This is a genomic window from Variovorax sp. J22P240, from assembly GCF_030316855.1.
Classification (GTDB): domain Bacteria; phylum Pseudomonadota; class Gammaproteobacteria; order Burkholderiales; family Burkholderiaceae_C; genus Variovorax.
The window spans coordinates 101550-124139 of the sequence record NZ_JASZYR010000013.1; the positions used below are offsets into that span (position 1 = coordinate 101550).

Below are 22590 nucleotides of genomic sequence, written 5' to 3' on the forward strand. Positions count from 1 at the left end.
GGCGCCCTCAGAATCGGCTCACTTCGACCTGGAACCGGAATGCGAACTCGCCGCGCAGGATCTGCTGGTCGGCCAGCAGAAGCACCCGGAAGTCGATCAAGTTCTCCCCTTCGATCCTGAGCTCGTCGAGCAGGAACAGCCGGAATCCGAAAGTCATGCCGCTGGTCCAGATCGGCGTGAGCTTGACGATGTAGTTGGGAAGTCCTCTGGCGTCCTGCACCGTCGCACGGAAGTCGATCACCTCCTGGAGGAACTCCTGCTGATCGACCGGCGTGCCGCGCGCCATCAGCCTTCCGTAGCCTGCCGGCGAGGGCTGCATGGTGGTCGCGACCTGGCCGTTGCGCAGCGCCAGGTGCACCTCCCCCGCGGCCACGATTTCGTAGGCCTCGGCGGTGCCGCGACCCACGAACCGGCCCGTGATCGTCGGCGGCGCTGGGGGCGGGGCCGGCAGGTCGATCGCTCGCCACTCGCCGCTGACGAAGCCCAGGACCTGATCAGCTGCCGGATTGGGTGCATTGAGCGTGCGCCCCTGCAGGCTGTCGAGCCGGTTGGTGCCCATGGTGCCAGACACGTCGCCGGCGAGGTCCGGTACCGGCGCCGCAACCGGCACGTCCACCGGCACCCACTGATTGCCAACGAAGCGCAGCATCTGGTTGGCTGCGGGAGCGCGTGCGTTCAGCAGATGGCCCTGGAGGCGCGTGATTTCGTTGGCGGCGGGTGCGCCGCCGACATCGCCACCCAGGTCGGGCAGGGTGGTGTCGACGTCGCGCGGCGTCCATTGGCCGCTATCGAATGTCAGCACCTGCCCGTCGACCATCGGACTGCCCAAGACCAGCGGCACGCCTTGCAGGCTCTCGATGCGCCCGTCCTCGATCGTGCCGGACAGATCACCGCCCAGCGCCGGCAACTCGGGCAACTCGGGAGTTCCGTGCGTGTGGTCTGCGCGCGCGTACTCGAGCGCCGTGCCGCTGGCAGGCAACTGGCCGAACGCTGTTTCCGGCACGACGAAATCGCCGGGGTCCGCACCCCATTGCCGCAGGATCAGCTCCTGCACCATGCGCAAGCTCAGCAGCACCGGGCGGCGGCTTTCGTCGATCTCGACGGGCGATCCCTGGTCGCTCACGACCCAGCTGCCGCCCGCGAGTGTCGGCATCACGTCGATATCGAGTTGCGCCAGCAGCACCGCATCGTCCGCCGGGGCGATCGGCGTGGCGCTGCAGCCGCAGTCGGCACGCGCCATCCAGAGGGGCCGCAGCTCGGTCGTCCAGAGCCTCAGCCCGGCCCTGAACAGCGCTTCGTTGGTGCCGGCGGGGGCGGCGCCGGTCATGTAGTCTGGCGGCGACACGGGCGGCGAACCCGGCTCGAGCCAGTCGCGCGCCGCTTCACGCACCTGCTCGATGAAGGCGGCCTCGTCGAGCGGCGGAGACGTCGGGGCCAAGGGCAGGCGCACCAGCCAGTCGACGAAGTCGCGCAAGGCGTCTTCCTCGCGCTGGTTCGGCGGCACGAGCCGCAACTCAAGCCGGAAGCTGTCGGCAATGCGCGACGGCTTCATCAACTCCTCCTCGCTGCGGCAAGGGTCACCCGGAATCGGAACGTTGTCGGTCAGGCACTGCACGTAAGACAGCACCAGATAGAGCGTCAGGCGTGGCGGCGAGGAGGCGCTGTCCGCCAGCGCCGCCTGGACCTCGATCGAATGTGCCGCGATCCAGTCGTTGAGGCTGGCGCACTGCTCGCTGTCGACACACACCGGCGTGCCCGACGGCAGCCATGCCATGCCGGGCGCGACCCGCAGCCTCGCCCCGTTGTCGCCACCGGGCTCGACGACCACCTGCAGGCCGTGCGCTGTGCCGTAGCCGAGCAACTCGCGCGCCAGTTCACGTCGTCGGGAACCGTTGTAGGCCGACTCCTGGACGAAGTCGTCCACACCCAAAAGCATGCCCAGCACGTAGTTGACGCGCTTGCACGAGTCCGCCGCAACCAGACCGGGCCCGGGATTGTTGGGGGCGCAGCACGCCATGGTGTCCTCCGTTCTTTAGCAGGCAAGCAGCAGGCGATCGCCTGGCACATGCCGTTCGAATGCCACGCGGCTGGCGCCGACGCGGCCGTTTCCGATGACGAGCTGGGGTGCCAGCTCGGGTGCGCGGCTTCCGATGCCGAGCAGGCTGTCCAGCCCGACGCGCACCTGGCCAACGCGGAACATGGCCCAGTAGGACCGCACGTCGAACGCCGTGTGCGCCGGCTTTTCGAGACGCACCACGCGCTGTGCGAACTCGACCTGCCGGTCGAGCGCCGCAGCATCGGAGGACGGGCCGGCAGTGGGTAGCAGCACGCTGAAGCGATGTGCCGTCTGAGCCATCGCCTCGAGCCGCGTTTCGAACAATGCCCAGTCGGACAGTGCACGGGCGTTGGTCGGCAGCGCGTCGGGTGCCGGCACGAGGTCGAAGGACGGCCAGCGGCCCCAGGCGCCGATGAAGCCCGCGTCGTCCGCGCGAAGATAGCGACGCGCGAGGAAGACCTGCCAGCGCCCAAGCCAGCGCCGCAGATCCGGGCCGAGCCCGCCCGTGAGGAAGTCCTGCCAGACTCTCTGCTGCGCATCTGCGATGGGCCAGACGATCGGGAGCGTCGGCCCCATGCCGTGCTTGTTGGAGAGCGACGAGAGGAAGGCCTTCCAACTGGTCACCAAGGCACTCGCCAGCTGTGGCACCGAACCGATCTCCGCGAGGCAGAACGCGCTCCACGCCTGGAGCAAGCCAGGCGGCTCGGTCGGCGGAACGGGCGCAAACAGCGGCGAGCCGGCGTCCACGACGCCGGCGCGCTTCAGGGCCTCGGCATAGCGCAGCTGCAGGCCCTGTGCGCCTTCGGCCGGCGACCAGCGCGCGCCCGGTGCCACCCACCGCGGTGCATCGATGACGGTTTCGCCCAGTAGCGCGCGCGGCAACCGGCGCGTGAGGTAGCGCTCGACGATGCGGATGCCTCTGGGCTGGTCTTGGGAGCCGGCGGGAAGACCGAGATCCTCTGGCCTGACGCACGGTGACAGCACCAGCTGCGTCGCAAGGCGCAGGCCCTGCGTCGTGCCACGGTAGGCGTAGAGCGGCAACGCGAAGCGGATCAGCAGACGCTTGCGCTTCGCGTCCACCGCCCGGTCGAACACCAGTCCCAGCCAACTGGCCAGCCAGTCCAGCGTCTCGTCTGGAGCCGTGCGCACGTCGAACAGCGCAGCAGCGGCGGCGATGCGATCTTCGAGCGCGGTAAAGCTGCCCTCGAAGTTCGCCAGGAAGCGCTCCAGGAAGTCGGCCGAGCTTTCGTCCTCGCGATAGACCGCCGGCAGATACTCGCGGGCGTAGGAAAAGCGCGGACTCCAGGCGCGCAGCGCGACCAGGCGCGGCGAGGCGAGTTCGTCGCCGGCAAGGACCAACCGCAACTGGAGATAGCGCCCGCGCGCGCGCTGGAACAGCAGTTCCCACGAACCCCTGCCCGACGCGGCATCGGTATGCGCACCGGGGCCGTCGAGCAGCCACGGCAATTCCGCGCCGTTTGCTCGCAGCATGGGATGGGGCTCGGCCAGGAAGCGCTGGTTCTCCAGCGCGGCCGACGCGTCGGCCGCGCGGCTTTCGATGGCCAACGTGCAGCCCGCGGGAATGCATCCATCGATGACCAGGCGATGCCAGGTGCAGTCGGCGACCTCGCTGTCGAGGACCGGCGTGGTCAGCATCGCCCTCGCCGCGAAGCGTGGTCGCGCCTGGGACACCAAGGGCAGCCAGGTGCCGGCCCCGTCATACATGAGGCCTGTGTCCTGCGCCACCTCAATGTCCGCGACGTCCTGGGCGCGGCGTACCAGCCCCTTGCCGCCGAAACGGCGCATCGGAAGGCAGCTGTCGATCGGGTCCGCCGTCAGGGCGGGGCTCCCGCGCAACAGGTCGAAGGCGTAGCACTGGTTGCCTTCGTGCGAGGCGATCACTAGCCGCTGCGGCTGGTCGACGGCGCGGGGCGCGAGCGCGCAGTCGTAGCCGCGCAGCACAAAGTCCCGTCGGTCGCGCGCATCGATGAGATCGAGCACCCCGCGCGTGGAAGCACGCGCGGCGAGCACCCCGTCGACATACAAGCTCAGGAGCGCGAAGCCATCGGTGCCTGTGGCGTCCATCACGAGCACGGCATCGTCGGCCAACACCTCGACGGCCGCCGGATCACGACCGCCCGCGGCGTCGACGACCAACTCGAACCATGGACGGGCCGCAGCGACAGCAGGCGCTGCGCTCGCCCCGGCGGGCTGGGTGGGCTCGAAATCTTCCGCGCGCAAAGCATCGTTCGCTTCCACGGGGAAGCTCGCCTGCGTGCCGAGCCGGCGGTCCAGCATCCAGACCCGGGCGTGCGTCCGGTCCAGTACCGCCAGGCCGCCACAGGGACGCGCTGCCAGGTCGTGCGGCGCGAACGGCCACGCGGCTGGCCAGGCCAGTTCGAGCCCCGGCCCGCCTGCCACCAGGTCGAAGACGCGCAGGCCGCCCGGCTGCTGCGAACCATCTGCCGGCAGGCGGGGTGAGACGCCGGCGACAAGGTAGTGCTCGGTGGTCACGGCCAATCCGCGCAGCAGGCGGGCAGGGACCGCGGCGGCGGCGGCAGCGGGTGCGAAGTCGCCCTTGGCGTGCGGCGACGTGGCGGCGGGCGGGTCCGCGGGGGCGAAGAGCGAGACGGTGCGCGATCCGCTGGACAGCACATCGATTCGCGCCCCCGCCTCGGCCACCCAGTAGACGCTGCCGAACGCATCTGCCGCCGCGCCGAGCGGCCGCGAAGGGTCAGGCGGGGTGTCCTTGGCTGCAGCACGAAAGGGCAAAATTCGCCGCGACAACGACAGACTGCCGGTGTCGGCATCGAAGGCCAGCGGCAGGCGGTCACGCCCCGCGGCAGTGGCCCAGCCCTCGGTCAACCGACGTTCGACGCCGTCGTCGTCCTCGTGCGTGCAGGAACCCCAGTCGGCCTGGCCGAGCAAGAGCTCGAAACGGCTGCCATTGGCGTCTTTCATCAGCACTCCCGCGGAATGATGGGCACCGGCACGATGCGGCGCCCAGGCGTGGAGACGGGCGCGGCAGTACCGCGCAGCGCATCGAGCGGCGCGGCACTCCCGGCTTCCACCGAAAGGCCTACAACGCGCGGCAGTTGCAGTCCGCGCAGAGGGATTTCGACGTCGACGGCGCTTTCGGAGCCGCGCGCCAGGATCAGTTCGTCGACCTTGAGCACCCCGGGCTCCCGACTCACTTCAGCCATCAGTTCGAGCCTGTTGATCGCCTTGCGCAACGGCCAGCCGTTTTCCATGCCGGGGTTGCTCAACGCGGTGTCGGCCTCGGCCGCCGCCTGCTGCGCATTGCGTGCCGGCGCCAGATATTCGGCGAGACGACGCTTGACCCGGTCGCGCACATCGGGTGTCGCGTATCCGCCGGCCACCGTGATGCCCAGCGACAACCAGATCGGCACGTAGTCCGGGCCGCGCAACACCAGTTCCGTCGTTACCAGCCGACGCGGGTCGAGGTGGCGGCACAGCGCATCGAGGAAGGCGCGGTCGGGGGAGGGCGCATCGGGCTGGCGCGGATCGTTGCGTGGCACCAGCATGAGTGTCACGACGCCGGGCGCGTCGCCGGGCTCGCTGTCACCGAGGTCCGGGTGGTAGGCGGCAAGCACCTCGACGCGCGCGATGTCGACGCCCGGTGCCCGGCGCGAGATCTCCGCGAAGTCATCGGCCGTCACCAGCCGGTCACGGTGGCGAATGAAGTTGGTGATGCGCTTCTCGCCGCTGTCGACCGCCTCGGCGTCGGCGCCGCCCCAGGTCGGCAGCGGGTTGTCAGGCTTGATGCCCGGCGGCAACGCCGGACCGCTGGTGATCGTGCCCACCGCGACGTTTCCGCGCGCGCCATCGCAGGTGTCGTAGTGAACGACCAGCCGGGAGCCGGGCGGCGGTCGGCGCCCGCGCAGGCCGTCGCCGAAGCGGATCAGGCCGGCCTCCGGATCGACGACGAAAACGTCGGCCGGGCGCGGATCATGCCACCCCTGTCCCGGCGCGCGCTGCGTGCCGAGTGACCGCACTTCGGGCCCGGCTGCCATCAGATCATCGATCGCAGTCCATCTCTGCGTCTGGCCGGCCTGCACGACGTCCAGGCGTACTGAACCGGGCACGACACCGGCGCGCGCGAGCTTGAAAACCTGGTCGGTGCGGCCGTCGCCTGTGCCCAGCAGTTCGTTGACGACCGCAATGCGCTGGTCGATCGCCACCGCGTTGATGCCGGCCCACAGGAAGCGAGCGCGCGCGGCCGAGGAGGGCACCACGCGCAACCAGGTCAGGACGCGTTCGGCATCGGCCGAGTCCTCGATCGCCGGCGGCCGGTTGTCCACGCCGGCCTCCAGCGGATCGAGGTCATCCCACGTGACGATCTGCTCCTTGGCCGGAAGCGAGATCTCGACCACGCCGGGGCCGGCCAGCACGTCGTCGCTGCTGCGCGCCGGCCGCTGCTGGTAAGCGGCCGCGCCGGCGGTCGCGCCGAGCGACGGCATCTCGTAGCGCACCAGCGACGATGCCGCTCCATCGATGGCGACACGGCCCTGGCCCTGTGTTCCCAGCGTCTTCGGCGCGTCGTCCACATAGGGCATCAGTCCCAGGCTGAGCGTACGCCCGGCCAGTGCGCCGCGCACTTCGTCGAGCGCCGCTCCCTTCGGGGCAAGCAAGGCCAGCCACAGAACACCGTCGACCGTGTCGCCCGCGAGGTCGACGCTCTGGCGACCGTCGAGCGCCCGGGTCATGTACATGGTGAGTTCCGCATCGGGCTCCTGTGCCTGCGCGGCGGCGTACAGCAGTTGGTAGTACGCGGTGTCGGCAGCACCGGCGTCTGCCTTGACCTTGACGTAGGCGCGTGCCTCGACCGGCAGCACGTCGATCGCGCTCGCGGTGCGGAAGGCGATGTCGCCGGCGCGCAGCTCGGTGCCGGCGGGCAGGGTGTCGGCGCGCGGCTCGACACGCTGGCTGCGCAACACGGCCACGCCATGCGCCGGCGTGGCGGGTGCGAGCGGCAGGCCCAGCAGGCTCAGAAACTTGAGCCGGCTCATTTCCGGCACGCGGTTGGTCCGGTACAGCAGGCTTTCGGTGAGGAAGGCAAATAACTCGACCAGCGTGACGCCGGGGTCGCTGTGCGACAGCTGCGTGTACTCGGGCGTGTGCACGGGCACGCGGGCCAGCGCATCGCGCACGAGGTCCTGGAAGCGGCGGTCGTCGACCGAGGGTACGGTGATCGGCATGATGGGGTCCGTGGTGCGTGCTTGCGCGGCTAGCCGGCCTGGCCGCCACCGGCCACCGACACCGAGAGCGACACGCGCTCCTGCGATTGCGTGGCAACCAGCCGGTAGGTGATGACGGCGATGGCCGCCTGCGGATCGTCGCGGTCGGCCGCGACGTCAACCGCCTCGACATGGATGCGGGCTTCCCAGCTCGCGAGCGCGTCGCTGATGCGCTCGGCAATCAGCGTGTGCGTGGTCACGGTGTTGGGCTCGAACAGGAAGCGACCGAGGCCGGCTCCGAACTGCGGCAGCCGCAGCCGCTCGCCCGGCTCCGTCATGAGCACGATGCGCATCGACTCGCGGATGTTGTCCTCGCCGCGCGACCACGCGATGCTGCCGTCGGGCTGCACCCGGGGCGGGAAGGCCATGCCCTGGCCGTAGAGGCGTGCGGCGTCCATGCTGTGGCCTCAGTCCTTCCTGCCCTTGAAGCCGGGCAAGGGGAAGCAAACGATGAAGTACGGGATCCAGCGGAACACGAAATCCAGCAGCGCCACGATGATCATCAGGAGCAACATCGCGCAGATCGTGATGATCGGTATCGACAGCGAACACATGACGCCCAGCGAGATGCCGTCGCCGGTCTTGCAGTCGCCCTTCTCGGGGATGTTCAGGTCCTTGTGGAACGGCCAGGGCAACACACTGAGCACCAGGTCGCCGAGAGTCAGTCCCTTCATGCGGTCGACCTGGCCGCACAGCATGTCGGACATCATGAACACCGCGTTCTTGTCGAACTTGCGCAGCCCCGCCGGACTGATGTCCATGGGCAGTCCGATGCGGATCGGGCGCGCCGGCGCGTCGGGGTCAAAGAAGCCGGCCATGCGAAACGGCTGGGTGGCCGCGCTCACGACGTTGGCGTGGAAGGGGGCGCAGTCGGGCCGTTCGTACACCAGGCGCATCACGTACCAGGCTTCCCGCATGTCCGCCGGCTGCATCGAGGCGAGCGTCGGTTCGGGCAGGCGCTGGCCCGGAGCCAACGGTGGCAGCGCGGCCTTGACGAGGTCTGCCAGCGAATCGATGCGCGCCTGGATCTTCTCGGCCAGGTAGTCACGTGCAGGCGGGGTAAAGCCCGCGGGCCTGGGCTGGAGCACGCCGAGCCACGGATCGGCGAAAAGAAACAGGAAGGTAGGCCAGCCGGCGGTCACGGCGGCATCGGGAATCGTCTGGTCTGGCCTGCGGATCGTGAAGGTGCCGGTGGCCTTTTCGAGCGCGGCTTCGAAGGGCACGATGCGACGCAACGCCGCAATGAGGTTGGACTCGATTTGCGAAGCGCTGTAGTCGCCGCCGGGCTCCAGCAGGTTGCCCTTTCCGTCCGCCAGCGCGGAGGGCATCGCGGCCGAATTCAGCGCCGCGTAGAGCGCCCCGACAGGACCCGCCGGCGCTGCGCTGATCGTCTGCAGGTCCATGCCAAGCTGCTCTTTCAGGAAGTGATGGAGGTCGAGCAGCAAATACCACGACGAGGTTTGCAGCGCGCTGCGCATGGTGCGCAAGGTATGGGGGTCGGGATTGCCGGTGTCGTACTCGGTGTCGTTTTTCTTGACGAACACTGCCGGGATGCGGGCCCGCTCGAGTGCATCCTTGCCATCGATCGGATCCCCGGGCAGCCCGTTGAGCATCACGCCATTCACAAGCGCCTTCCACGGTCCGAGTACCTGGGTGTGGAACAGCACGAGCCGCGGGTCCATCGCATTCGCATCGTTCGAGCCGTCGCTGGAAGCAGCGCCGTTGTCTGCTGCGGCGCCCTGGTAGGCCTCGCGCCGTCCGACCGGCACGCTGCCAATGTAGAGGCGCCGGCCATGGCCATCGTCCTGCGCGTAGATGGCAGGAAAGAGTGAGAGCCGTTCCTCGGCCGGCGACAGCACCGCGGCATCGCTCTCGTGGTTGGCCGCCGCCACGCGCCGCCATACGCCGGCCTTGCCCTTGAGAACGAAGGCGTATTCGTCCCAAAGCGCGCTCTGCAGCGGGTCGGGCAGCGGCTGGTCCTTGGCGCCGGGCGTGCGCGGCATCAGTCGGCGCAGGACGAACGACACCTTGTGCCGCGCAGGGTCGATCTGGCGGTCCGGCAAGCCGGGCGTGCGGCACACGAGCGAGCCGCCGACCAGGTAGTGGCGCATGTGCGCGGGCTGGTAGAGCTTGAGCGTCGTGGTTGCCGCCGCAGTGGGCGCGACCTGGGCTGTCGCATCGGGCTGCAGGAGACCTCGGCGGCGCAGGAGGTTCTTGCGCTGCGCTCCGAGAAAGCGCGCCGGCGTGCGCTGCAGCCAGCGTTGCGGATCGACGGCCGGTGCGGCGCCGGGTCCGCGCCAGGTCTCTTCCATCGCTGCAAAGCGGGTCAGCGATGCCGGGTCGTGCGCCAGCGTCGCGAGCATCTCGTTGATGAACTCGTCGTTGGTGAAGCGCAGAATCTGCGGCCGGAGCAGTGCGTTGCCAGGCTGGACGGCGCCTGACGCATCGGTCCAGAAGGGCTGCGGCGCAGTCCAGGCGAGATCGTGGTTCATGTCGGTCATCGCGCCCTCACCAGATGTTGCCCGCCCCGGGCGTGTATGACGCGCTGATGATGCTGTTGCAGATCACCGTGTCTGCCTTCACCACGCCCGAGAAAGTCGACATGCCGGCGTCCACCTGGACCAGGCTGGCCGACACATTCACCTGGCTTGCCTGCACCGTGACCTTGGCCGAGGCCACGATCGTGATGCCGGCGGATTCGAGCTTGACCGAGTTGCCGTTGCTGTCCTCGATCTGCACGGCGCCGGGGCCGTCCTTGAGCGTGACCTTCTGGCCGCCGGGCGTCTCGAGGATGAGCTGCTCCTTGCCATCCTGATCGTCGAGGGTGACCTTCACGCCGTTGCGCGAGCGGATGATCTTCCTGTTGTTCCTCCCGCTGCCGTCCATCGATTCGGGCGGCTTGTCCTTGCCGTTCCACAGCGCACCGATGACATAGAGCCGGAACGCATGCCCGGCCTCGCAGGCCACGAGCACCTCGTCGTCCACGTCGGGGATGAACCAGCTGCCGCGGTTGTTGCCCCCCATCATGGTGGCGAGCCGGGCCCACAGTTCGCAGGTCGCGCCGCTGCCGTCCGGCGACCACGGCAGCCGCACCTTCACCCGGCCCTGTGCGTCGGGGTCCTTGATATCGACCACCAGCGCAGGGAATACGCCGTGCCACAGGCCGCCCCAGCCCTCCACCGTGCGCGCGTCCAGCAGCGCTTCCAGCATCGCAGGCTCGCTGACAATCATTTCAGTCCCCCAGCGGGCATCGACCGACGACCCTCGCGCCCCATCGCTCCGCCCGGCAAGGGGGTGGACGGCCACGCGAAGTGGGCAAGCCTGGCGATGGACGTCATGACCCTATCCAGGGACGCTCAACCACGAATTCGGTCCGCAGCCCGACCGCCGCATCGAAGCGGTGACAGGTCTCGACCACGCCATAGTTGCCGGAAAACAGCGCGCCGAGGCCGCTGAGCTTGACGTGCCGTCCGACATGCAGGCGGGCATCGGCATCGGCCACGCCGCGCCCGCGCACGAAGCGCCGCGCCATGCTGCGCAGATGCGCCTCGGCAATGCCGCGTGCAGCCACTTCGTCGAGAGGTACGCAGTGCGCCACTGTGTCCTTGCGCTCGCCCAGCACCTGCTTCAGCACGGCAGGACCGCTGATGCCGGTGCTCGTCTCACCGGCGATGGCGCTGTCAGTGGCCTGCGCGGCAATCGCCGTCTTGGCGCCCACGTCCCATCCGCCGCAAACCACCGCCGTCCGCTGGTGGGCCAGATCGGCGGCGACCTCGAAGTGCCGAAGCCGCGCACCATGCACGAGTTCCAGGCCGGCGTCCGTACGCGACGCGCGTTGCGGCACATGCAAGGTCTTGGCCTCCAGCCATACATCGGCATCGGCAAGCAACGCCCGGGTACGCAGGAACGCGAGGTCGCTCTGGTTGATCTGCGTCACGATCGTGCTGGCCGGACCGGCGAGGTCGGTCTCGGCGGTCAGCCCGTGATCGCTCGCGATCCTGCGCACGATATCGGCATCGGAAACGCGCTCGAAGGCGCGCGTGCGGCGCGTCATGCGCAGGTCCTGCAGACGGTCTTCGGCACGGATCACCACGGTCGGCGGTGCCATCGCCGGGAATCGGCCTTCGATCGCCATCACGCGACCTTCGAACACCGTCGCGCTGCCGATGCGCACGGCGAAGTCGCGCCCGAACTCCAGCGTGGCGCGATCGAACCAGGTGAAGCCGGTCGCGCCCTGATGGTCGCCCCAGTTGCTGAACTCGGCCTCGCAATGCGAAAGGCCGGCTTCGTTCTCGGTGCACACCAGCCGTATCAAAGCCGCGTCGAGCCGCGGCTCGGCCGTGCCGGCCACGTCGAAGCCGGGGCGGGCGGAGGCGATGGCGCTGCGTGCGTCGTCCATGCCGTGCTCAGTGGGCAAAGCGCCGCAATTGCTGCTCGGCGCATTCGGCCATCAGGCGGAGCAGGTCTTCGCGCGGCGGAAGCATCGGCGTCGACGGCGATGCGGCCGCGCCGTCGTCCTGGCCGCGGGCCGCAGCGGGCGCCGCGTCGACCACTTCGAATTCGTTGATGACAACAGCCACGATGACCTCATCAGAACCGGATTCGCGGAGCCGATGCCGAGACCGAGAGGTTCAGCAACTGACCCGGCACGAGTTGGCGCGGGTTGTCGATGCCGTTGGCCGTGGCGATGCCTTGCCAATCGACGCCGACACCCACCGCCCCGGCAGCCAGGCCTTGCAGCGTGCTGCCGGCGGCGGCCGGGGTCATGGGCGTGGTACCGGGTGCACGCGGCCGCCCGGCAATGGGTGAGGCGCTGCCGAAATCGGAGATCAGGATGGTCTGCTGCGAGAGCGACATCGAGATCGTGGCGCGCAGTGGCTTGCCCTCCGGCGAAAAGAACTCGATGGTCTCCTCGATGCCGTCGATCAGCCCCTTGAAGTTGAACGAGCCCCAGGTGAAGCGCACGCCGGGCGGCAGGAATTTCGACTTGTCGTTCCTGGACGGCTTGCCCTTGATGAAGTAGATGACCTGCTGCGTGAGGCGCCGCACATCGTCGACACGGCCGCTGCCTGCGCCACCCTGCGTGGCATCGAACCAGAGTTGCACCGAGAGCTTGGTGGTGCCGGCGCCGATGAACTGGCGCCCCTGAGTGCCGGAAGACTGGTCGGGCGCGCCACCCTTGCCGGCCGCAGTGCCACCCGTATTGCTGGTGGCGTTGTTCTGGATCTGGTTGGCGAAACTGAGTTTGAGCGACTCGGGGTTGAACTGAACCGCCACCACCTTGCCCCCGTCGAGGTCTCTGTTGAGATCCTCGTCGAGTTCGACCAGATGCGCTCTTCCGGGGTCTTGTTCTGGCATGGCGTGCATCCTTATCGTCCAGGCTCGACGGTGAAGCGTTCGTAGGCAATCTGCAGTTCCTCGACCGCGATCGCGCCGTCCTTGGCGTTGAGTGCGGGTGCCTTGAGCTTGACGGGCATGCAACGCTGCAGCACCACGCGCGCGCGCTCGGACACGCCGTCGGCGGCGAAGAGCACCACCTCGGCCTGGGCGCGCAGGCCCGGGTCGGCAATGCAGTCGTTCATCCACTTCCACAGTTCGAAGCTCCGCTCGGTCATGCCGCGCTTCAGGGTGAGCTGGCCAAAGGCCGCTGGGCCGGCCAGGCGGACCTGGCGATCGTTGCTGCCGCCCACGCGGATGGTCTTGAACTCCATCGTCATCTCGAGGCCGTCGCACTCCGCAAAGGCCGCGCTGACAAGCGGGGCCGATGCGCCGTCGGGCACGATCTCGACCGAGAAGTTGAAGGCGCTGAAGGGAACGGCAGCCATTTCAGTGACTTTCTCTCGACAACACGCGCTCGCCGCTGCGTGACAGGCGCACTGTCAGGAAGCTCATCGGCAGCGCGGGAGCCACCTTCAGTTCGATCCAGAACTGGCCGGCGTCGCGCCGATGCGGCGAGTTGACCTCGTCGCTCACGTTCACACGGTAGGCCGTCTCCGCGCGTGCGCCGGCAAAGGCGCCGCGTCGGAACAGGTCGTCCAGCACGGCTTTGAAGCCGCGCTCCACGGTTCGGCGCAGGATGTCGCCATTCGGCTCGAACACGTAGGTGAGGCCGTGGCGCAGGGCGAGACGTCGCAACAGGCACATCAGGCGCCGGACATTGATCGGTCGCCATTCGGCATCGGGCGTCAGCGTGTCGGCAGTCGAGCTCACGAAGCCGATCGGTGCGCTGCGCAGCAGGTTGACCTGGGCATCCAGCATCTGCTGGCGCTGCTGCAGCGTGGGCCGCATGCCAACCGCGTCAAGCGCCACGACATCGCGCAGCGGCTGGTTCGCCACCGCGATCCACGCGCCGCGCTCCAGCGCGCCGGCAGCCAACTGGCCGCACATCGAGCCGTCAGGCGGAAACCAGATGACGTTCTCGTCGCGGCGGAGCATGAGCCAGGGGTGATGGAGCGCGCCGTGCGACAGTGCGCGCGTCTCTCCGTCGCCGATGGCGCCCGGGCCTGCGGCGTCGCTCGCTTCGCTGCGGGTCGAGCGCAGTGTCGCTGCGTATTGCGCAGCCTGGAACACATCGAAGTGCGCGGGTGCAGCCAGGAGCGCCAGCATGTCGCCTCGGCCAGCCGCAGTGCGCAGCATCAGCCGGTGGATGGCCAGCAGTTCGCCCTGCTGCCAGGGCACGGTCTCATAACCATAAGTGCCGATCTCAATCTTCACCGGCGCCGACCACGGGCTAATGCGCCGGCCGAGTCGGGCCCGCACCCGGTAGTAAGCCTCACCCGACCTGCGGCCGGTCACGTCGTGGCGCGTGGCGTGCCCGTCGTAGACGGGCACGGCTGCACCGAAGCCGGCCTCCAGAGACTCCTGCAGCTCGTACTGCGCCCCGTCGATCGCCTGCGTCCAATACAGGGTGAAACTGCCATCGGCAAGGGGATCGGCACCCCGGACAAAACGGGGACGGGGCAAAGGCGACGCAGCGCAATCCCTGAAGGCCTCGTCGGCGCAGGGGTCCGGCAACTCAGGCAGCGCATCCAGTTGCGTCCATGCCGACGCCGGTTGGTCGATGGGGCGCCAGCCCGCATGCACCGCGTCGGGCACAGCGAGCAGCGTGGGCTCGTCGACGAACACCGGCGGATTGCCGCCGAAGGCCGCATGCATGCCGCGCAAGGGAAGCGGCACGCGCCCCGCAATGCGCAAGGCCTCGGCCCGTTCCGCCAGCAGGTCGCAGCTGTAGTTTGCGAGCGTGGCCTCGGCGAACAGCGTCCAGCCGAACCGTGTGAGGCCGTCTCGCTCAAGCGCGCCAAGCGGATCGCGCAAGGCACCGAGTTGCGCATCGAAATCGTCCAGCTCGTCCAAGGGGAGCAGCATGCATTCGCCGCTCGGCCGATCGGAGGCGAGCGGAAAGCGACTGCGCAAGCGCCCCAGCGCATCGCGTTGCGCGAGTTGCTGCGCCGCGGGCCCTGGGTCGGACAGCGATGTGTCGCGCGCAAAGACACCCTCGTCGTCGGGCAGATCGAACACACTTTGCCCTGCGTTGCGGACTTCTGCATGGCTGCCCATCGACAGGCCGTCGAGCGCGATGTGGACATTGGGCGCCGTGCGCGCCTGCAAATCCAACCGCAGCAGTTGCACCGCGTGCTCGCGGCCGCTGGTGCGCCAGGCTTCGACGTCAAGGCGCCATGCCGCGTCCGCCTCCTGCCAAGGCGAGCCCGCGAGTGCCGCTTCGATCTGGCCGTCGAGGCCGACGGCCTCGGTGAGCTCGACTTCGTCGAGCGCCATCCATGCATCGACGGCGCCACTGCCGAAGGCCAGCCCCACTACTTCGCCACGTTGCGGCAAGCGCTGCGCCGCAACCCTGGCCCGCACGGCAAGGCGGCCGTCGTCCAGCCATTCGCCATGCACCACGGTGGTCATAGTTGGCGCGCGGCTGAAATCGTCGAACTCGGCCAGGCAGATGCCGCTCGGCAGGCGCGCCGGCGACGTTGCCTGCATTGGTTGCAACGCGACCAGCCCGGCGAGGACGATGCGCAGCGCCGCCAGGCCTGCGTCGTCGGCATCCAACGCAGTCACCTCGACAACAAGGGCATGCACGCGCACGTCATCGAGCGCCAGGCGGACCACGTCCCCGGTACGCGGAGTCAGGGCAGGCATGGCACCGCTTTGCAGCGTGATGTGTTCGCTGTCACGCTCCAGGATGCGGGCGCGCAGAAGCATCCCGCTCACGCGCGCGGCGACCTGCACGCCATCTGCACCGCTGCCCGGGCTGCGTGCAACCAGCGTGGCTGGCGCAAGATGCCAGCGGTCGCCCTGCGCATTGCGTCGTGCGCAGAGCAGAGAGGGCAAGGCAAACCGGCTGGTGCGCGCGCCCGCACCTGCGACCCGCAGCACCCAGCAGCGGCGACCGCCCTGGCTGAAGAAGCCGCGCACCGCAGGATGCAGCAGCCCTTGCACAGGCAAGCCGCTGGCCGCATCGCGTGCCAGGACCAGACCGGGGCCGAACACGGTTTCGAATTCCACCAGACTCTCGACCGCCACCGCCGCCGTCAGCGGCCCGCTGGCCGCGAAACCGACGAAGAAGGCGATGTCCATGCGCGGCAACACATCGTCGGGTGCCCGGGGGGGCACCTCGAAACGCACGCCGGGCAGGCGTCGCGGCGAAGGGGGATTCAGGCTCATCGCGCAATCACTCCATCTCGAGGCGCTCGTAGGCCAGGACGAGCTCTTCCATCGCGACGTCGGTGCCCTTGGCGTTGAACGGGCCGCTGGTGTGCTTGATGATGCGGGCGCGAAGCAGTTTCCAAGTCTGCACGATCTGCGTGTGGTCCTCGTTCTGCAGTTGCACGGTGACGGTGCGCAGCGCGTTCTGGTCGCCGTTTCGGATCTGATTGAGCCAGTTGTAGAGCGTGAGCGAACCGATCACGCCGCGCTTGAGCGTGACGTCGGTGGACTTGTTGAGCCCGGTGATCTTCATGACGCTGTTTTCCCGGCTGTTGCCGTTGCGGTATTCGGAAACAGTCACCTCCATGCCGACGCCGCTTACTTCCTGGAAGCCGGCCTCCGCGCCTTCGGTCGTGCCGGACCCCAGGTCAACGAGAAAGTTGAACTGCACATACGGGCGGTCTCTGAATGTGGCCATCGCGTTGTCTCCTTGGGATCAGACCTTGCGGTCGGCCGTCCACTGGCCGATGCGGAAGATCACGAATTCGGCCGGCTTGAGCGGTGCGACGCCGATCAGGCAGATCAGGCGGCCGTTGTCGAGGTCGTTCTGCGTCATGGTCGAGCGGTCGCAGCGCACGAAGAAGGCCTTCTCCGGCTTCTCGCCGAGCAAGGCGCCGCCTTGCCATTCGTTCAGAAGGAAGTCCTCGACCGTGCGGCGCAGGTTGGCCCACAGCTGCTCGCCATTGGGCTCGAACACGGCCCACTGCGTGCTCTTGTCGATCGAGCGTTCGAGGTAGGCGAAGTAGCGGCGCAGATTGACGTACTTCCACTCCGGGTCGGAGCTGATCAGGCGCGCGCCCCACAGGCGCATGCCGCGACCCTCGAAGAAGCGAAAGCAGTTGATCCCCTCGGGGTTGAGAACTTCCTGCTGTGCCTTGTTGAGGAGCGTCTCAAAGCCGAGCGCCAGTGTCACAACCTCGTTGGCCGGCGCCTTGTAGACAGCGCGTTCGATGTCGTTGCGCGCATAGATCCCGGCGACGAAGCCGCTGGGCGGCAGGTCGATCTCCTTGCGGGTGATCGGGTCGAGCACCGTGACCCACGGGTAGTACAACGCGGCGTACTTGGAGTCGAGACGCGCGCGCATGGTGCGCACTTCGGCGATCGACTGTTGCTGTGCACTGTCGAGCACGGCGATGCGATAGCGCATGTACTCGCAGTGGCGGATCAGCAGGCCATGGATCGCATCGGCGTCGACGCCGTAGTTGGCGTAATCCCAGGTCGACCCGGGCGCAGCGACGATGGAGATGTCTTCGATGTCCTCGAACTGGCGCAGGCCCAATGCATAGTTCTTGGTGAAAAAGGCCTCGCCCTCGTAGTCGCCGGCATCGGGCCGCCCGCCATCGTTGCCGCCTTCGAGCAGCACCTCGTTGTAGACCCCCATCGTCAGCTTGTCGCCAACGGAGATGCCGCGAAGGTGCTCGTCGCCGCTCGGTTGCAGCAGTTCGAGCGCCTTGCCATCGAACAGCAGGTCCATCACATCGGCCGCGCCCGCAACGCTGGAGGCATCGTGCGCAATGACCAGCGGCAGCCGGATCGCGTCGGCGGCCGACCGCGGCGTTGTGGCGAAGCGATCGAACACCGAATCGCCACTCAGGCCCGAGCGGTGTCCGGGGTCGAGCGGAAGGTCGGCCCAGGTGCCCAGGTCGCGGGTTCCGTCGCGCGACTGCAGCGTCACACTCAGGGTGACGACGCGTATCGCATCACCTTGGGACAGATCAGGCGCCGGGAACAGGTCGTCGAGCTCCATGCGAGGCGCGGGCGACTCGACGGGAATCGCCTCGAAATGCCAGACGGCTTCATCCTCGTCCCAATGGGCGAGATAAAAGCGACCGAGGTCGTCGTCGAGTGGACTGACCCGGTCGCTCACCCAGACCACGTCGAGATCGCGCAGCGAACCGACCGTGGTGCGCTGCGAGCGCGTGATCGGGTCGGTGCTGACGCCCAGGATGTTCCCGGCCGCCTTCAAAGTGAAGCGCACGCGCCAGTTCCCCACGGCGCCGGGATGTCGAGCACGCACCACCAGACCGAGTTGAAGCAGGGCGATGGCGCGCGCGTGCCCGTCCTGGAACAGCGGTGTGGCGGCGCTGCCTACATCGACGGCAGCGCGCTTCTCGGATTGAGGGTCGATCGGCTCATAGCGCTTGACACCAGAGCCGCGGGCCGTCAAAGGCTTGAACACCCGTGAGATGTAGAGGCGCTTGCCGCCGTTGGAGAAGAACGCGCGCACGCCATGCCACAGGTAGTTGTGCATGGTGCTGGGACCGGCGAACTCCAGGTCATTGCCATCCCCGTAGATCTCCTCGAACTCGCCGAGGCTAGTGATGATGTCGGGCTCGAGATGAATCGGTCCGCGGCGTGCTGGGCCGATGAGACCGGTGGTCGTGGTCGACACCCCTTCAATCGATTTCGACCGGAAGGATGTCTCTTCCACGAACACACCGGGTGCGAGGTACTCGGGCATGGACGCTCTCCTTGTGGTTGGTTCGGCGCCCGTCAGGCACCCACGAAAACAAAAGACGATCCGTCACTGCGCACGACCAGCGGCGAACCGGCCACGAGCAGTGACAAACCAAGCGGCGTGGCGGGTGACACGCCACGCAGCAGCGGGACGTCGGGCATTTGCTTCAGTTCGCAAAGGTCAGGTACCACGTCCCGGGCCACTGCCTCATCCCAAAAGGCCCGCAAGCTGACCTCCCAACTGCTGCGCGCAATCGGCAGCCCAGGCGGCGAGGTGCGCAAGGGTGGGTCGAGCAGCGTGGGCAAGGGGCACAGCAGCAGCGCACATCCACGCTGGTCGGCCACACCTTCGCCAATGAGCATGCTGTCGAGCCAGAGTTCGAGTCGCGCCCAGGCCGCGCCGACATCGGGATCCGATGCCAGCCGCAAGTCCGCGCGCACCACGCCGTAGCCGGCGGAGACATTACGCGCGGCGGCGCTGTAGAGCGGAACGTGCGGCGAGGCGGCACCAGGCGACTGTGTCAGGCAGGCGGGTTCGAACAAGCCGTCGCTGGGCAAGTCGGCCGGCAGGCGCAGCGGAAGATAGCGTCCGAGCGGGTCCGTCACATGGAGGTCGAAGCGCCGGGTGGTCGCGGGCGACACCGGCACGGCGGCTTCATCGAGGGACCGCATGCCGCGCACCTTGTGCGCGACAAACACACCGTGGGCGTTCGCCGTGAGATGTTGCGCACTGCCGCCGGGTCGCTGCGGATCGCTCAGGCGCACTTCCAGCCCGGCCGAAACGACACGGTGATCGAGTCGATCGCGAAACATCACGCCGAAGGGCGCGGCGAGCACGTTGCGATCGAAGCCAGGGCGAAGGGTGCGCATCATCATGTGCTCGCTTCGGTGCCGTAGCGCATGTCGCGCGTGCGCACGAGTTCCTCGTCTCGCATCGTCAGATCGGATTCAATCGGCACCATGCGGGCGACATAGGGCACAGAGGTCTGCCAGCGCGTCTTGTACTTGTCCCACAGACCGAGGTAATCGGCCAGGTTCGGCGGATCGCAGAACAGTTCCACAGATTCATCGGGATCGAAGGCGGGGCGTTCGCGCCGCGTCAGCGAATGGTTCAGGACGTTGGCGGGAATGCTGGCGTTGTCCTCGACGAAGCGCATGCCCCATCCGAGCAGACGCAACTGTCGCTCGGCTTCGCTCGCCCAAGGCGTCAGCAGGAAGTGCAGGTCGAGCGGCAGCGCGGGGCGGCGCAAGACGCCATCCGGCCCGCGGCGTGGCGTCTGGTTGCGCGCCGCATTGACGGTGACGCGATAGAGCATGAGTGAGAAGCCTTCGCCGACCAGCGTCGTGCCGAAGTCATGGCTTTGATAGAGCTGGAACGTCGGAGTCGACGTGAACTCGTCGCGCGGGCACTGTTCCTCGATCAGGCGCAGCAGCGTCCTGGCAATGGCGGCGATTGCGAGGTAGTTGGCCATCTGCCTAAGTGCCGCAGGCCGACACCGAGCCGTGGCCGTAGGTCGGATTCAATGCCAGCGGATCCAAGATCTGCACCACGCCCTCCCTTTCAAGTTCTGTCAGAGCCCCCTCCACAATGACCAGGGCCACCTCGCCGAAGTTCGGTGCGAGCCACCAGCGCTGAATTCCCTCTGCCGTGTCCGCGGCCTTGGGGTGGTCACACAAGTACCGGCGAATCCAATGCGCCGCCTGATCGACCGACGGAGACCGCTGTAACGTGCCCATCGCTGCCTCGTGCGTTTGTTGTGCGAAGCAGCTGTTTGCATAGACCGTTCCAGATTGGCGTGTTCAAGGAAAGCCATGCAGATCAACGACTTGCGAGAAGACCCACGCCATGCGGCAGGGCGGTTTCGCCCCAGGCCAGGACCGCGGGACAGCCCGTCGAGTGGGCTGGCGACTGTGGCGCCGCGGCCGCACCTGCGCCCGATCCGCCTCAGTGGGGTGTCAGTTCGGAGAAGGGGATTTCGCCAGCTTCGCCAAAAGCTGCGCGTTGCAGGTTGTGCTTCTTGATCAGCCGACCAAAGCGGCTGCGTTCCTTGCCGGCAAGTCGCGCGGCTTCGCTGACATTGCCATGAGTCTGCGTGAGCATGTCCCGCACATAGCTGCGCTCGAATTCGGCGATGGCCCGGGCCTTGGCTGCCGCGAAGGAAACGCCAGCGCTTGCATCGTTGCCCTGCGCTGCAGGGTGCCCTCCGGACGCCCCGCTAAGGTCCAGATCGATGAAGGGTCCCTCGCACATCAGGAAACACCGATGCACGTGATGCTCCAGTTCGCGCACGTTGCCCGCCCACGGGTGCGGGCTCTGCAGCGATGATCGGCTCGCCGCACTGAGTTCGCGCCCGGGCATACGGTACTGCGCGCCAAGGCGCCTCACAAACGTCTCGGCCAGCAGCAACGCGTCACCCGAACGTTCGCGCAGCGGCGGCAGCCTCAGCGTCAGCAAGTCGAGACGAAACAGCAGATCACGACGGAACCGCCCCGTGCTGGTCATCGTCGCGAGGTCGGCATTCGTCGCGGCGATCAGTCGCACGTCACCGTGTTGGAAGCGCGAACCGCCGACTGGTCGATAGGTATGGTCCTGCACGAAGCGCAAGATCGCCGCCTGGGCCCTGGGACTCAGCGAATCGATCTCATCGAGGAACAGCGTGCCGCCTTCGGCTTGGCCCGCCAGGCCGCGGCTCTCGGCCTTGGCATCGGTGAACGCTCCCTTGGCGTGTCCGAACAATTCCGATTCGACCAGATTGTCTGGAATGGCACCGCAATTGACCGGCACGAACGGCCCCGCGCCGCGCTTGCTGCAGTAGTGCACCGCCCGCGCCGCCAGTTCCTTGCCGGTGCCCGTCTCGCCGCACAAGAGCACGGTTGCGTCGACTGCCGCCCATCGCTGCAACTGTTTGAGTACCTCGCGAAACGCGGGCGATTCGCCGATCAGATTGAGCGCCGTCCAATTGGGCACCGCACCGTCCGCACAACGATGGGGCTTCGAGGGGTGAAAGTAGTCCACGGCGCCTGCGGCAGGTTGTGCGTGCGACATGGTATGGAAATCACCCGGGGATGGGAATACGCAACATGGACTATGGAGCCGTCGAGCCTGACCGCCCGGCCTCGGCGCGCCCACTTTTTCTGAACCCCTGGGGGCTTGTCAAGGAACGTAGAGGCAGTCTGGAGGTCAGGCCTTGTCTCCACCCGCATTCCAAAGATGCTCAAACTCCGTTGCTGCAACCTCGCACAGTGGCGATCCGATTTCGCACTTCCATGTCGGCCCGCTACCCCAGGTGGATGAGTTGAGATACTGTGTAATGACCGCAAAGCGGTCCGAACGCGTAAGGAAGAAGTGAGGCATGCCCACTCGAATTTGTCGCAATTGAATGTTCGGATTGATCGATGCCAGCTCGGCGTAGTACTCGAGGCTTTCGTTGATATCGTGCACCACTGAATCGAGAGTCCTCTCGTTGTAGAGCAAGCCGCGAAGTAGTGAGTTTTCTGGGTGCATCAAGAGAAATCTCACTTGGCATCCCTCGGACGCCTTTGCAATGACTCTAGAACGGAAAGAGTTTGTCTTTCGCCATACCCCGAGGGCGACGCCGCATACATCAAACCTTTGCTCCGTGTCGTCTAGCAACAGCGCCCATTCCTTCTCGTTTCCATACTCTCCCGAAGTAGGGTAGAACACGTTCTCGGTTCTGCGCGCCTTGCTTGCATACTCAGTCGTCGCTCTTCGAACGGAATCGATCAGCTTTGGGGCAGTGTCTGCACGCAGCGTGCCGTTGAACTGAGGCGGCAAAGACGCTTCCGAGAGGTCGGGATCCGCCATGAACATGAGGACCTTCTTGCCAGAGCCCCAGAACGCGCCAAGTTCAGCTAGGCACCACGGTGACTCGATCGACCTGCGGGTAGCGATGAATACGCAGACCTCGCAAGAACGGATTGCCGACTGCAGCTGGCCGGAGAGGGAGTCACCCAACGCCATGGACTCAGGATCCCATCGCGCAATCCCAGCGGCGTCCAGGGCGAGACGAAGCGCGGAGTAGACTGCTTCGTCCTTGAAGCTGTGGCTGACAAAGGTAGGCACGGGGCGCTCTCCTTCTGAGA

Annotated in this window: 18 protein-coding genes; all 18 read right to left on the minus strand. The window is 67.4% G+C overall.

The window, feature by feature from the left end:
• Positions 1-7 precede the first annotated feature (7 nt).
• The 18 genes from QTI24_RS24560 to QTI24_RS24645 all read right to left on the minus strand — a co-directional run bounded on the left by QTI24_RS24560 (position 8) and on the right by QTI24_RS24645 (position 22570).
• On the minus strand, positions 8-2017 hold the full coding sequence (locus QTI24_RS24560) for a hypothetical protein (protein WP_286603975.1): 2010 nt from the start codon (positions 2015-2017) through the stop codon (positions 8-10).
• A 15-nt stretch (positions 2018-2032) separates the two neighbouring features.
• Positions 2033-5017: a phage tail protein gene (locus QTI24_RS24565; protein ID WP_286603976.1), complete on the minus strand. Its 2985-nt coding sequence runs from the start codon at positions 5015-5017 to the stop codon at positions 2033-2035.
• Complete coding sequence (locus QTI24_RS24570; protein ID WP_286603977.1) at positions 5017-7275, minus strand: baseplate J/gp47 family protein; 2259 nt, start codon at positions 7273-7275, stop codon at positions 5017-5019. The genes QTI24_RS24565 and QTI24_RS24570 overlap by 1 nt, the downstream gene beginning before the upstream one ends.
• Positions 7276-7304: 29 nt before the next feature.
• The gene (locus QTI24_RS24575) at positions 7305-7712 is read right to left on the minus strand and encodes a GPW/gp25 family protein (RefSeq protein ID WP_286603979.1); all 408 of its coding nucleotides are present in this window, start codon (positions 7710-7712) and stop codon (positions 7305-7307) included.
• Between the two features lie 9 nt (positions 7713-7721).
• Entirely contained in the window at positions 7722-9815 is a 2094-nt protein-coding gene (locus QTI24_RS24580) for a hypothetical protein (RefSeq protein ID WP_286603980.1), read from the minus strand.
• Between the two features lie 7 nt (positions 9816-9822).
• The gene (locus QTI24_RS24585; protein ID WP_286603982.1) at positions 9823-10545 is read right to left on the minus strand and encodes a phage baseplate assembly protein V; all 723 of its coding nucleotides are present in this window, start codon (positions 10543-10545) and stop codon (positions 9823-9825) included.
• A gap of 103 nt (positions 10546-10648) precedes the next feature.
• Complete coding sequence (locus tag QTI24_RS24590; protein WP_286603983.1) at positions 10649-11713, minus strand: phage late control D family protein; 1065 nt, start codon at positions 11711-11713, stop codon at positions 10649-10651.
• A gap of 7 nt (positions 11714-11720) precedes the next feature.
• Complete coding sequence (locus QTI24_RS24595) at positions 11721-11894, minus strand: hypothetical protein (protein WP_286603984.1); 174 nt, start codon at positions 11892-11894, stop codon at positions 11721-11723.
• Positions 11895-11904: 10 nt separating this feature from the next.
• Positions 11905-12672 (minus strand): CIS tube protein, encoded by a 768-nt coding sequence (locus QTI24_RS24600; RefSeq protein ID WP_286603985.1) that lies wholly within the window; start codon positions 12670-12672, stop codon positions 11905-11907.
• 11 nt (positions 12673-12683) lie between these two features.
• Positions 12684-13139 (minus strand): phage tail protein, encoded by a 456-nt coding sequence (locus QTI24_RS24605; protein ID WP_286603986.1) that lies wholly within the window; start codon positions 13137-13139, stop codon positions 12684-12686.
• Between the two features lies 1 nt (position 13140).
• A complete protein-coding gene (locus tag QTI24_RS24610; RefSeq protein ID WP_286603987.1) occupies positions 13141-15987 on the minus strand; it encodes a hypothetical protein in 2847 nt (948 codons plus the stop codon).
• Positions 15988-15994: 7 nt separating this feature from the next.
• The gene (locus QTI24_RS24615) at positions 15995-16447 is read right to left on the minus strand and encodes a phage tail protein (protein WP_286603989.1); all 453 of its coding nucleotides are present in this window, start codon (positions 16445-16447) and stop codon (positions 15995-15997) included.
• An 18-nt stretch (positions 16448-16465) separates the two neighbouring features.
• Positions 16466-18490: a phage tail sheath subtilisin-like domain-containing protein gene (locus tag QTI24_RS24620; protein WP_286603990.1), complete on the minus strand. Its 2025-nt coding sequence runs from the start codon at positions 18488-18490 to the stop codon at positions 16466-16468.
• Positions 18491-18522: 32 nt separating this feature from the next.
• Positions 18523-19362, minus strand: coding sequence for a hypothetical protein (locus QTI24_RS24625; protein ID WP_286603991.1), 840 nt, complete (start codon positions 19360-19362; stop codon positions 18523-18525).
• Positions 19359-19958, minus strand: a complete 600-nt coding sequence (locus tag QTI24_RS24630) for a Pvc16 family protein (protein WP_286603992.1) — start codon at positions 19956-19958, stop codon at positions 19359-19361. The genes QTI24_RS24625 and QTI24_RS24630 overlap by 4 nt, the downstream gene beginning before the upstream one ends.
• A 4-nt stretch (positions 19959-19962) precedes the next feature.
• Entirely contained in the window at positions 19963-20223 is a 261-nt protein-coding gene (locus QTI24_RS24635) for a hypothetical protein (RefSeq protein ID WP_286603993.1), read from the minus strand.
• Positions 20224-20431: 208 nt separating this feature from the next.
• On the minus strand, positions 20432-21616 hold the full coding sequence (locus tag QTI24_RS24640) for a sigma 54-interacting transcriptional regulator (protein ID WP_286603994.1): 1185 nt from the start codon (positions 21614-21616) through the stop codon (positions 20432-20434).
• 51 nt (positions 21617-21667) lie between these two features.
• The gene (locus QTI24_RS24645) at positions 21668-22570 is read right to left on the minus strand and encodes a toll/interleukin-1 receptor domain-containing protein (RefSeq protein WP_286603995.1); all 903 of its coding nucleotides are present in this window, start codon (positions 22568-22570) and stop codon (positions 21668-21670) included.
• Positions 22571-22590 lie beyond the last annotated feature (20 nt).

Coding starts and splice junctions, on each gene's coding strand:
- QTI24_RS24560 (WP_286603975.1), bottom strand. CDS start 2,017: ATGGCGTGCTGCGCCCCCAACAATCCCGGGCCCGGTCTGGTTGCGGCG.
- QTI24_RS24565 (WP_286603976.1), bottom strand. CDS start 5,017: ATGAAAGACGCCAATGGCAGCCGTTTCGAGCTCTTGCTCGGCCAGGCC.
- QTI24_RS24570 (WP_286603977.1), bottom strand. CDS start 7,275: ATGCCGATCACCGTACCCTCGGTCGACGACCGCCGCTTCCAGGACCTC.
- QTI24_RS24575 (WP_286603979.1), bottom strand. CDS start 7,712: ATGGACGCCGCACGCCTCTACGGCCAGGGCATGGCCTTCCCGCCCCGG.
- QTI24_RS24580 (WP_286603980.1), bottom strand. CDS start 9,815: ATGACCGACATGAACCACGATCTCGCCTGGACTGCGCCGCAGCCCTTC.
- QTI24_RS24585 (WP_286603982.1), bottom strand. CDS start 10,545: ATGATTGTCAGCGAGCCTGCGATGCTGGAAGCGCTGCTGGACGCGCGC.
- QTI24_RS24590 (WP_286603983.1), bottom strand. CDS start 11,713: ATGGACGACGCACGCAGCGCCATCGCCTCCGCCCGCCCCGGCTTCGAC.
- QTI24_RS24600 (WP_286603985.1), bottom strand. CDS start 12,672: ATGCCAGAACAAGACCCCGGAAGAGCGCATCTGGTCGAACTCGACGAG.
- QTI24_RS24605 (WP_286603986.1), bottom strand. CDS start 13,139: ATGGCTGCCGTTCCCTTCAGCGCCTTCAACTTCTCGGTCGAGATCGTG.
- QTI24_RS24610 (WP_286603987.1), bottom strand. CDS start 15,987: ATGAGCCTGAATCCCCCTTCGCCGCGACGCCTGCCCGGCGTGCGTTTC.
- QTI24_RS24615 (WP_286603989.1), bottom strand. CDS start 16,447: ATGGCCACATTCAGAGACCGCCCGTATGTGCAGTTCAACTTTCTCGTT.
- QTI24_RS24620 (WP_286603990.1), bottom strand. CDS start 18,490: ATGCCCGAGTACCTCGCACCCGGTGTGTTCGTGGAAGAGACATCCTTC.
- QTI24_RS24625 (WP_286603991.1), bottom strand. CDS start 19,362: ATGATGATGCGCACCCTTCGCCCTGGCTTCGATCGCAACGTGCTCGCC.
- QTI24_RS24630 (WP_286603992.1), bottom strand. CDS start 19,958: ATGGCCAACTACCTCGCAATCGCCGCCATTGCCAGGACGCTGCTGCGC.
- QTI24_RS24635 (WP_286603993.1), bottom strand. CDS start 20,223: ATGGGCACGTTACAGCGGTCTCCGTCGGTCGATCAGGCGGCGCATTGG.